Origin of the sequence: Lactobacillus sp. UMNPBX1 (genome assembly GCF_002554085.1) — a bacterium.
GTDB classification, from domain to species: Bacteria; Bacillota; Bacilli; order Lactobacillales; family Lactobacillaceae; genus Lactobacillus; species Lactobacillus crispatus.
The window spans coordinates 1-11,469 of the sequence record NZ_PCZI01000003.1; the positions used below are offsets into that span (position 1 = coordinate 1).

10 protein-coding genes are annotated in these 11,469 nt (G+C 34.2%); 5 read left to right on the top strand and 5 right to left on the bottom strand.

The genetic code is table 11. The features are described 5' to 3' along the window. A partial coding sequence (locus CP352_RS02895; RefSeq protein ID WP_098034852.1) for an IS256 family transposase occupies window positions 1–780 on the top strand: 780 nt, incomplete at its 5' end. A gap of 435 nt (window positions 781–1,215) precedes the next feature. On the opposite strand, the gene CP352_RS02900 is transcribed toward CP352_RS02895, so the two are convergent. Continuing rightward, entirely contained in the window at window positions 1,216–1,476 is a 261-nt protein-coding gene (locus tag CP352_RS02900) for a GlsB/YeaQ/YmgE family stress response membrane protein (RefSeq protein ID WP_005727307.1), read from the bottom strand. Window positions 1,477–1,833: 357 nt separating this feature from the next. Between CP352_RS02900 and CP352_RS02905 the strand changes: the two genes are divergently transcribed. Both CP352_RS02905 and CP352_RS02910 read left to right on the top strand, forming a co-directional pair. Then, window positions 1,834–2,991 carry a GH25 family lysozyme gene (locus tag CP352_RS02905; protein WP_020993030.1) on the top strand — a complete coding sequence of 386 codons (1,158 nt, stop codon included), beginning with the start codon at window positions 1,834–1,836 and terminating at the stop codon, window positions 2,989–2,991. A gap of 149 nt (window positions 2,992–3,140) precedes the next feature. Next, the gene (locus CP352_RS02910; RefSeq protein ID WP_005719642.1) at window positions 3,141–3,752 is read left to right on the top strand and encodes a DUF5052 family protein; all 612 of its coding nucleotides are present in this window, start codon (window positions 3,141–3,143) and stop codon (window positions 3,750–3,752) included. 44 nt (window positions 3,753–3,796) lie between these two features. Here CP352_RS02910 and CP352_RS02915 read toward each other — a convergent pair whose 3' ends face one another. Next, on the bottom strand, window positions 3,797–4,255 hold the full coding sequence (locus CP352_RS02915) for a hypothetical protein (protein WP_005722391.1): 459 nt from the start codon (window positions 4,253–4,255) through the stop codon (window positions 3,797–3,799). 502 nt (window positions 4,256–4,757) lie between these two features. Here CP352_RS02915 and xerS point away from each other — a divergent pair. Beyond that, window positions 4,758–5,825, top strand: a complete 1,068-nt coding sequence (xerS, locus tag CP352_RS02920) for a tyrosine recombinase XerS (protein WP_057726712.1) — start codon at window positions 4,758–4,760, stop codon at window positions 5,823–5,825. Between the two features lie 53 nt (window positions 5,826–5,878). Here the strand turns inward: xerS and CP352_RS02925 are convergent, their stop codons facing one another. The 3 genes from CP352_RS02925 to CP352_RS02935 form a co-directional block, all read right to left on the bottom strand. Continuing rightward, on the bottom strand, window positions 5,879–7,756 hold the full coding sequence (locus CP352_RS02925) for a DNA mismatch repair protein MutS (RefSeq protein ID WP_089143484.1): 1,878 nt from the start codon (window positions 7,754–7,756) through the stop codon (window positions 5,879–5,881). 336 nt (window positions 7,757–8,092) lie between these two features. Next, window positions 8,093–8,971, bottom strand: a complete 879-nt coding sequence (locus tag CP352_RS02930; protein ID WP_013086380.1) for a DegV family protein — start codon at window positions 8,969–8,971, stop codon at window positions 8,093–8,095. 69 nt (window positions 8,972–9,040) lie between these two features. Beyond that, window positions 9,041–9,457 carry a MarR family transcriptional regulator gene (locus tag CP352_RS02935; protein ID WP_005719632.1) on the bottom strand — a complete coding sequence of 139 codons (417 nt, stop codon included), beginning with the start codon at window positions 9,455–9,457 and terminating at the stop codon, window positions 9,041–9,043. Window positions 9,458–9,738: 281 nt separating this feature from the next. Between CP352_RS02935 and CP352_RS02940 the strand changes: the two genes are divergently transcribed. After that, complete coding sequence (locus CP352_RS02940; RefSeq protein WP_089143485.1) at window positions 9,739–11,430, top strand: NFACT family protein; 1,692 nt, start codon at window positions 9,739–9,741, stop codon at window positions 11,428–11,430. Window positions 11,431–11,469 lie beyond the last annotated feature (39 nt).

The following is an 11,469-nucleotide window of genomic DNA, read 5'->3' on the forward strand; positions in this document are numbered from 1 at the left end:
GTATCAAATATTTCCAAGCAGATGATTCCAAAGGTTGAGGCTTACCACAAACGCAAGCTAAGCGACAAGTTTTTCTGCGTCTATTTGGATGCGACATACCTTCCTTTGCGCCGAGAAACATTTGAGCGTGAAGCAGTCTATATTGCCATTGGCATCAAGCCTAATGGGCACAAGGAGGTCATTGACTACTGCATTGCGCCTAGCGAGAACATTGAAGTCTGGACAGATATGCTTCAAAACATGAAATCCCGAGGCTTAAAGCAAGTTGAGCTTTTTCTTTCTGATGGTGTTGTTGGCATGAAAACAGCCTTGGCCAGGACTTATCCTAAAGCTCATTTTCAACGCTGTTTGGTTCATGTCATGCGCAATATCTGCGCTAAAGTACGCGTCGACGATCGTGAAAAGATCATGAACGAATTCAAACAGGTGCATCAACAGACAAACAAAGAAGAAGCCACAGCTGTCCTGCATGACTTCTATACCAAATGGGGCAAGGTTTACAGCCATGTTATCAGAAGCTTGAAAGACATAGAACCAGATCTGCTGGTCTTTTATAACTATCCCAAGCAGATCAGAGCTTCAATTTATTCGACTAACATGATTGAATCATTTAACAATGTGATCAAGCGCAAAGCTAAGCCTAAGGCAGAGTTTCCAACTGAACAGTCGCTTGATGCTTTTATTGGTATTCAGGCAATGAGCTACAATGACCGTTATTTCAATCGAATTCATAAAGGCTTTGGTCAGGTTCAGGACACCTTAGAATCCTACTTTGATTAAATAAATAATTAAAAAATCAATTTACGAGAAAGATCTATTTACACAAAAGATTTGACAGTTTCTTATTAACTGCTCTTAAAGTTACTTGAAATATTATTAAATAAATAATCAAGCGGTAAAAATGATAATTCTACTAAACTCATGACTCAAGTCGCTACTTAAATCTGTGTTTTTACATGAATAAGACATCTAAATAAAGTTTCAATCTTCAAAAAATGCTGAGAATTACTCTAAGATTTCTTTTTAATGAATTAATTTATCGTGGTTACTCAATCTTTATACAAACAAGCAACATTTTAATACATTATTATAACCCTTATACCTCTATCTCCCCTCCTCTGCTGACCAGGGAAGACGAAAAAAGAGCCGAAATCAGACATAATTCGTCCAATCAGGCTCTTTGCTTATCTAGCTAGAATAAAAATCTGAATAAAATCAATCTGTTGCAGGTCTAATTTTATTCATAATGAATGCAACGACGATTACCAAGATAACTGCACCTAAAATTGACGGTACAATTGCCATGTCCGCAACCTTCGGTCCCCATTCCCCTAAAAGGGCTTGGCCTAGTGAAGATCCAACCAATCCTGCTAAAATATTAGCAATCCAGTTCATTGACTTACCATGTCCAGTTAAAGCACCTGCAATTAAGCCGATTACTCCACCAACAATTAATACCCAAATCCAATGTAGCATTTTGATCACCTTTGCTTTCTTGCAAAATATCTTATCACATTTCTGATTAAACAAAGCGCTTTCTTTAACTATCTTTATTTTAAGCGAATGAACTATTTCTTGTCACTTTTAAAATATATTATTTGACTGTCTTATACTTTTCTTTAGATTTGGGGCATATTTCTTGCCACGACTAATTCTTTATTTTTTGTCTATTGTATATCTCAATTTGATTTCAATTTTTTTCGGTTTGATTACTGATATATTAATAAATGATCTCATCTATTGCCTTTTGAGAACTATATCTGTAGTCTATAAAGTATAAATTATGTGAGAGATATAGATAAGATTCTCTCCACTAAGTATGGAGGACATAAATTGTTTAAAAGGAAATCAATTATTAAATTAGCATGTGCAACTATGTTAACGAATGCAGGTGTCACACTTTTATCTCAAATGACTCGTTTCTCTGACTCAGAGAGCATTGTGCAAGCTTCATCAACATCAGTTGTTGCTAAAGCCCTTGGAATTGATGTTGCCAGCTACCAAAGCGCAGATTTAACTGCTCATGCCAAGGCTGGTTCTCAATTTGCAATCGTTAAAGTTAGTGAGGGAACCAGTTATCGCAACCCTAAGGCAGCCAATCAGATTAAATCTGCTATTGCTAATGATATGATGCCGATGGCTTATCATTTTGCAACTTTTAGTTCAAGTTCATCGGCCGCTAAGCGCGAAGCGCAATACGCAATTTCTTCTGCTAAGGCGTTGGGATTACCAGCTGGCTCATACTTAGCCTGCGATTATGAAACTGGTCAGGGCAATATCATTACTAATGGTAAAAATGTAACAGCTAAGGCTATTATTGCCTTTATGGATCAAATTAAGGCGGCTGGCTATCAACCACTTCTCTATGCTAGTTCTTCCGTTTTGCAAAACAATATTAATACTCCATCTATCGTGAACAAGTATCCTAATTCACTCTGGGTAGCCGCATATGCGATTTCAGGCCGAGTAGACCAACCCAACTTTAAATACTTCCCTTCAATGGATGGTGTCGCAATCTGGCAGTTCACAGATAATTGGCGCGGAATGAATACTGATGGCAATATTACAGTCTTGCCATTATCAATCGCAGGTAACGCGGCAGTCTCACAGGCTCCTAAGGCTTCCAATACCAAGAAAACAGCTACAGTTATGTACAAGTCATATGTTTATGACAAAAATAGCAACCGGACAAATGATTTTTATAATGCTTACAGCTCTATTACTTATTATGACAATAAGGTGAGAATTAAAGGCAAATCAATGATTCGTGTCGGTGAAGACAAGTATGTGATGGCAAGTAACGTACTAGGCAATTCACGCGTCTTTAAAGCTGATGCTAAAGTGTATAAAAATGATGGCACCATTAATACAAAATGGTCTACTAAAAAATCCGGTTCACCGATCAAGACTTATGGCCCTAAACATTACATCAATAATGAAGCTTACTATCGAATTGGTAAAAATGCTTACGTTAAAGCAGACAAGTTCTAATTTATTTTTAGCAGCAAATATTTGCTGCTTTTTTGATGCATCCCTAAAACGTAAATGAACTGACGAATCATTTCCAATTTATTTATCTGCATCCCTTTTTTACCCATGTTAAAATTAAGGCATTATATAGAAACGAGGATAAGATAAGGATGAAATTTAAAAAGAAGTTAGCTTTATTCTTAGGTCTGGGAGTATTATTGCTTTCTCTGACTGGTTGTAGTGATTTTCAAAACTGGGAATTATCTATGCGCTCTAAGATTGGGGCATTGCCCTTAACAGTATCAACGTATGATTCTAATGGACAAAAGATCGACCAGATCAAAGCTAAGTCAGTTAATATTCATACTGATAAAAAGATGTCACAGAAAAGTAGTAATGGCACTGAACATTCTAGCGTAATTGATGTTGACTATGGCAATAATCGAATGATTCACGTTGGTTCTACTATGATTGCCTATGAAGGACTGAAAAACTACGAGGATGCATTTAACAAAAAAGTTAAGATCGACGATCAAAATCGTTCTGTTCCTCTGTTAAATACAATGTATCAGAATTTTAAAAACGATTGGAATGGTAGCTCAAGAGTAGTAATGATTAGAAGCCAATTAGGAATGCCGATTGCTGTCTTTATTGGAAATCACGTCTCAATTCATAAGAGTGATATGAAGAATGCAACTCAATTTGTGATTGATGGTCATCGTCTATTTGTTTACCGTGCTGATTACACAGTTTATCCAATGTCCAGTTTAAAAAGCAATTAACGATAAAAAGTGTCAATCCTCATTTTAAGGACTGACACTTTTTATTATTTATCATCAATTAATGCATTAAATGCTTCATTAGTTTCAACGATGTCGCTCATTACTTGATTAATCCAGTCATTAAGCTTATCGTTATCGTAGTTTTCTAAACCGCCTTCGGAATCTCCAATGTCCGCAATACCATTATTGAAATCTACTAGTTCAGTAATTAACTTTTGAGCAAAAATCTTAGTGGTGCCACCAAAGTTTTCCGCAAAATTATTTACATCCCCATATGCATCGGCAATATCACTGAAAACTGTGACAGTTTTACCAAAAGTCTCACTCAAGTTATCTACATCTGCTTGAGTTGGTACAGTCAATTCTTCATCTTCATTATTAAGTTGTTCATCTAAACGAACGCCAATGTCGTTTAACACTAAGTGACCATCATATAGACGATTCAGTAATTTGATACCACTAGGGTTTTTAGCTTGGAAGTTTACACTAATTTCTTCTGTCATACTTTTTCCTCATCTCACATAATGTATTTTCATCTATTGTACAATTTTTAGCCAAAAAATACGACTAAACAAGGAAAATAAGCTTTTTTCGATTCTTTATAAAAAATGTTATATTTTACTTGAACATTAGCAATAAAGAGCATAAAATAAACGATTGAAAAGTGTTGTACCATACAAACAACATATGTTTGTAAGTAATGTTTGAATTACTAAATGTAATTTGCCCTTACTTACTGACGAGCAATCACTGTTGCTATAATTAGAATGCTAAGAGTTTTCTATAAGCGTTGCTGGTATTCTAGTTATAGTGACATGATTATCTAAGTTAAATTTAGTTGCAATCATTTTTCTACGTTAGTACTATAGATATTCACGTTCGAATGAGCGCAGTAATTTTAAATTAGACTGTTTTTTATCACCTATTCCTGAGAATAGGTGATTTTTTTATGATTAACGTATTTGTATGATATAATATAAACATTAGTTCGTGAAAGGAGCAGATATGGAAACTGCTAAATACCTAGAATTGATCCAAATTGAAGTAAATAAATTGCCTGATTTTGTTAAGCAATTTAATCTTGGTACTAATCATTCATTAACTACTACTTACCAGTACTTAACTGAAATTCGACGCTTCTTCGATTGGCTACGTCAAGAAAATATTTCTTCTGCTTCAGATAATGCTCATGTTACTACGGATACATTAGCCAACTTACGTCGCAATGACATAATGCTGTATATTGATTATTTAGGACATACCCGTAATAAGCAAGGCCGACTAAACTCCCCCACTACGATTAATCGCTCAATTAATGCTTTACGCTCCCTATTTAAGTTTTTAACCATTACTGCCGACAATAATCATGGTGAGCCATATTTTGAGCGGAATGTAATGCTTAAAATTAATTCTTTAAATGATACGCAAACACTTAATTATCGGGCTCATGTACTTGAAAGCCACATGTACACTGGTAAGTTAAAATTTGAATTTTTGACTTTTATTGATCAGGACTATATTAACCATTGTAATAAGCAAGCAAAGATTGGTTTTAAGCAAAACAAAGAACGTGACATGGCAATTGCTGCATTAATCTTAGGTACCGGCATTCGGGTGTCTGAATGTGCTGGCGTTGATTTGAGTGATTTAAACCTTAAGGATGCTGTACTAGATGTAACTAGAAAAGGCGGACAAAAAGATAGTGTACCAATTGCAGAATGGACACTTCCTTATATCAAGCGATATAAAGGTATTCGTAATGAACGCTATCATGCAGATAGTAAGCAAGTGGCATTCTTTTTAACTCAATGGCATGGTCAAACGCGGCGAATTACAACTAACGCAATTGAAAAAATGATCAATAAGTATTCTGCAGCTTTTGGTCATCCCCTTACCCCACATAAGTTACGTCATACGGTTGCTTCTGAGCTCTATGAAGTAACTAAAGATCAAGTGCTTGTAGCACAACAGCTAGGTCAAAAAGGCACTTCAGCCACCGATCTATATACTCATGTTGATCAGAAAAAACAGCGTGCGGCTCTCAATGAGATCTCAAAAGAAAATCACGATTAATCAAATTAAATGCAAAAACGAGTTTGGCTATTCAATTCCAAACTCGTTTTTTATTAATGTTTCAATTTCTTGTAAGCTTTTTTGGAGCCACGATCTAGATCACGATTAAACTTATAATCTTGCCAGTCTTTAACAAAGAGTAAATCTAAGTTATATCCTTTTGGGTACAAGTCTTTAGCTAGTCGTCTTAATTGTAAACGTCTGAGTGGTACTTCTACAAATTCTTTTGCCACAAATATCTTTGCTGCATTTTGGGTAGGAAGATATTTATAAAAGATTCCTTCTTCTTTTAAATTGGTAGCATATACAATATCACCTTTATGAAATTCTTTTTTAACAACCAGGTTGCTTTTGTTTTTCCGCTGGTGAACGAAACGTTTTTTTAAAGATAAAGGTAAATTATTGCCCGCTAATATGGCTTCTGCTTGATGCAGAACATTTTCTGGAATACCTGATTTTTTGGCGATCCATAGTGCTCGACTATTACCAATACTTCCTATCTTTAACTTATAAGTAGGTTGCAGATTTTTTAAGTCAAAATCCATTGCAGCTGTGATAAAACCATCATGCTGCTTAGCAAAATCCTTAATAGAGCTGTAGTGTGTTGTGGCCATGATTAAACAGCCACGTAAATACAACTCTTGTAGAATTCCAATAGCGAGTGCGCTTCCTTCATTTGGATCTGTCCCTGTCCCTAATTCATCTAATAATACTAAACTATGGAATTGAGCATATTTGGTAATCATGGCAATATCTTTCATTTCGGCTGAAAAAGTACTCAGAGAATTATCTAGGTCCTGATGATCACCTATTAAAGTAAAAACGTCATCCATTAATGGAATATCACATGGTTTATCGCTTGGTAAAAACAGACCTAGTTCGGTCATTAAAATCATCAAACCAGTAGTTTTAAGCGCGACGGTTTTACCACCAGCATTTGGTCCTGTAATCATTAGAACACTATTTTCTTGGGTTAATTCTAAGGTTAACGGAACAGGATTAATGATCAAGGGATGCCGCACTGCACGTAAAACAAGAGAATTTTCACGATTAATTTTAGGCCTAATACAATTATATTTTTGTGCAAACTTTCCCCTAGCAAAAATCATATCTAGTAAAGTGATTAGTTCAATGTTACGCTTAATATCATCCTTCACGTCGTATATTTTTGCAGTTAAAGCACCTAAGATTGCTAGTTCTAGATTACGTATTTGTGCCTTTAAATTGGTTATTTGCTGATTTAGACGAACAACCTTAGCAGGTTGAAAGTAGACGGTTTGTCCACCATTAGAAACAGCCACAATAGTCCCTGACAATTGATTTTTGTAGTTTGCTTTAATTGGAATGGTAGCGTAGCCCTCTTTTTCAACGATCATTGCGTCTCTAATCATTTTTTGATTAGGTTTACTAGTCAAAAAATGATTTAATGCAGTTTTGAGTTCAGTAACAGATTTCTTTAAGTTGCGGCGCATTTTTGCTAGTTCACGATCTGCCTCATCGCGTACTTGACCATGTTCAATAGTAGTATAAATAGCATCTTCAATGTCTGGCAATAGCGTCATGTCTTGGACATATGCATTGAGTAATGGTGCTAGCTGCTCATGTCTGGCTAAAAAGCGTTGTAGTAGGCGATTTACTCGTAAAAATTCTGCTACTTTTTCTAGATCATCAGGAGTTAAGATTAGCCCTTTTTCAGCTTTAGTAATTAAATGCTCGATATCCTCAGAACTGGCAAAAGGAATGTGCTGCCGTAATTTCAAAATCTTCACGGCTTCTTCTGTTTCATTAAGCAGTTGTTCTACTTTATGTAAATTGCTACTTGGTTGGGCGGAACTTAATTGTTCTTTGGCAGCAATAGTAATTGCCTGTTGAGCTAAGATATCTTTAACTTGAGTAAAGTTTAAGTTTTGATTATTGTTGATATTTTTCAATTTGATGTAATTTCCTTATGTTTAATTTAACGTTGATTGTAACTAATGGCTTAATAAGTATGCTTGCAGACATATGCATTTCCTCGAATTTCTATAATTTGATTTAAAAATGATTGTAACATAAAAAGAACATTAAAATAAGCACTATAGTAAAACAGTTATTAAATTAATTCCTATATTTTTGCGATAATTATATTACTATTGCCTATTATAGCAATTTTACTATGACATTCAGCACTAGTATCTCAACTGTAATTTTTAATTACAAATCTATTATCGCAAAAAGGGTAAACAAAAAAGACCATAGTTTGTACTATGGCCTATGGCTATTTGTTCTTATTTTAATTCGAGCTTATCAATATCAACCATCCATGCAATTGCAATTGATTTCTCTCCTAAGTGTGTAGCGATTACTGGACTAAATTCAGCTACATCAACTGGCTTATCTGGAAAGTTTTCATTAACAAATTGCTTAATTTGCTCCGCTTGCTTTAAATCATTTGAGTGAAATACAAACAAGCGGAGCTTATCTTTATAAGGCAAATTTGCTGTCTTATCTAAAGTTAATTTTTCTACCTTAGAAACAGCACGCTTTAATGATCTGATCTTATCAAAAGCAACGATTTTTCCTTCATCATTAAAAGTTAACAAAGGCTTGATTTGAAGCATTGTCCCAATAAAAGCACCGGCATTGCTTAAACGGCCACCACGACTTAAGTTTTTAAGATCATCTACTACAAAGAATTCATCAATTGTCTTACGTATCTCATCTAATTTCTTTAAGATAGCCTCTGGTTCCATACCATTTTTTATCATTCTTGCGGCAGCTAACACCAAGTAGCCTTGCAATCTAACTGTCATCTTAGAATCGTATGGATATAAATTATATTCAGGATTGTTATGTGCCATATTTACCATATTTTGATAAAAGCCTGAGATACCACTGGACAAAGTGATAGCGATAATAGCTTCATAGCCTTCTCCGTGTAATTTATTACATAATTCTATCATTTGACCCATGCTGGGCTGTGAAGTTTTAGGAAAAGCAGCACCTTGTCTCTCCATCTCAAAAAGCTGGGTGGAAGTGATATTAACGCCTTCTGAATATTCCTTATCACCTACGATGACAGGAATAGGAACTACATTAATATCATTATTTTTAACTTCTTGATCAGTTAAGACACTAGTACTGTCAGTAACTAATGCAATTTTCAATTTATTAACCCTTCCCATATCTAATTTAGCATAGAAAAATTATAGCATAAAAGGCACCTATCACGCACCCTATTCCATTTTTTCTAGGGTCATAGAAGTATCAGCGACTTGATTTAATTGCTTAATAAATAAATTAGCAGCATCTCTGTCAAAATAGACAAATAATAAATTCTCAATCTTAGTCAGAGTTTTTTTAAGTTCTTTAGCTTTAGTCACGCCAGCTTCACTTAGATTCACAATCTTGCTTGAATCTTTTTCCGATCTAGTGATATTAATAAAGCTCATAGTCTTCTTTTGCTGCAATTGACGACTTAAGGTTGATAATGAAATATTAAGCGCTTCTGCCAGCTTCCCCATCGCTAATGCTTGATTTTTGTTTTCATCAAAAAATAGCAAAATTCGAGTTTGTGAAATATTTAAGCCACATTTGTGATTTATTTCTTTTTTCACTTGATCTGCGATCGTACTAAAAAATAATACATCCATTCGTATAGTCCTTTTTCTCCAATGTAGATTACTATATACTTGTATTTTATCATTTAATATTACATTTGATAATACCAAAAGGCTAATTTATCAGCAATATTGTATAATACAATGCACTTTTATGTTGTAATATACAACTGAATGATATAGCAGACTTAGCGTGAAACATTTACTACTGTATTGTAGGCTTCAATTATGATTAGCTATAACTTATAAATATAATCATTTTAGAATCTGACTAAAAATTGATATAATATTACACGAACTTTGAGGTGATATTTATGGCATTTGATGGATTATTTATCCATAGTTTATTAAAAGACTTAGTCCCTACTCTGGTAGGTGGTCGCTTATCAAAAATTTATCAACCATTTGATCAAGACCTAGTCTTAATTTTTAGAAAAGATAGAAAGAATTATCAATTTTTAATTTCGGCCAATGCACAATATCCAAGAATGTATTTGACTAAACAAAACATTGCAAATCCTGATAAAGCACCTATTTTTGTCATGGTTTTAAGAAAATACTTAGAAGGTTCAGTTTTGCAATCGATTGAGCAAGTTGGCTTAGGTCGAATTGTCAACTTTCATTTTAGTAATCGAAATGAACTTGGTGATCAAGTCAAGCTCATGCTTTCTGTAGAATTAATGGGACGTCATAGTAATGTCATCCTTTATAATCAAGAAGACAATCACATTATTGATTTACTTAAGCGAATTAATCCTGATGAAAATAGAGCGCGTGTTTTACTGCCAAAAGCAAAATATGAGTTGCCCCCACTAAAACCAGGATTAAATGGGTTGACTCTATCAGAAAGTGAATTTAAACAATTAAGTAGTGAAAACCAGCCTAATGAAATTGCTCAAAAAATGGATGGCTTAGATAAAGATGATCGAACTGAATTATTAGGCTATCTTGAAGACGATTACACTTATTCATCTTTTAAGATCTTTTTTAATCAGTTTGACAATCCGCGTGCTTTTATTTTAAAAACACCTAGAAATAAGCGTAAGATTTTTTGTTATTTGCCCTATCATTTAGATTTAGAGAAAGAAAGCTCTAATCCAGATCTGAATGCTGGCTTAGATGAATTTTATGAATATCAGGCAACACGTGATTGGGTTAAGCAGCGTGCAGGACAAGTTGAACGTGTAGTTAAGAATGAGCAAAAGAAACTAACTAAGAAAGTTAAAAAACTTGAGAAGCAATTAGATCTTGCTGAAAATTCAGAGGGCTATAGAATTAAAGGCGAAATTTTAAATGCAAATTTGGCTCAAGTAAAACCTGGAATGACTAAAGTTTCATTACCTAACTATTACGAAAATAATGCTCCATTAGAGATTAAATTAGATCCTGCTCTCTCCCCTGCTCGTAATGCGCAAAAGTATTTTACTCGTTACAAAAAGTTACGTGATTCTATTAAGCACATTAATGAACAGCTTCGTATTGCTAAGGATGATATTCGTTACTTTGATTCAATTCAAACAGCTATTGACAATGCGGATCCACAGGATATTGATCAAATTACAGATGAATTGATTAATCAAGGATATTTACGTAAACAAAAGAAAAATAAGCGTAGGAAGAAAATCACTGAACGCAATTTAAATGAATTTAAACTTTCATCTGGTAAACACGTATTGGTTGGTAAAAACAACTATCAAAACGATTGGCTTACTCTTAAAAAAGCTAATAAATCTGATTACTGGTTTCATGTTAAGAATATGCCAGGCTCACATGTGATCTTACGCGATGATCAGCCTACTGATCAAGATATTAAAGAAGCGGCTGAGATTGCAGCTTACTTTTCTAAGGCTAAAAATTCCGCTCACGTACAAGTTGATTATGTGCAAGACAAGCGTGTGAAAAAGCCTAATGGTGCTAAACCAGGATTTGTAATCTACACTGGACAAAATTCAATTGAAGTAACTCCTGAAGAAAAGGAAATTATGAATAAAAAAATTGAAAAATAAAAATCATCGAACTAGTTAGTTCAATGATTCTCATAAATG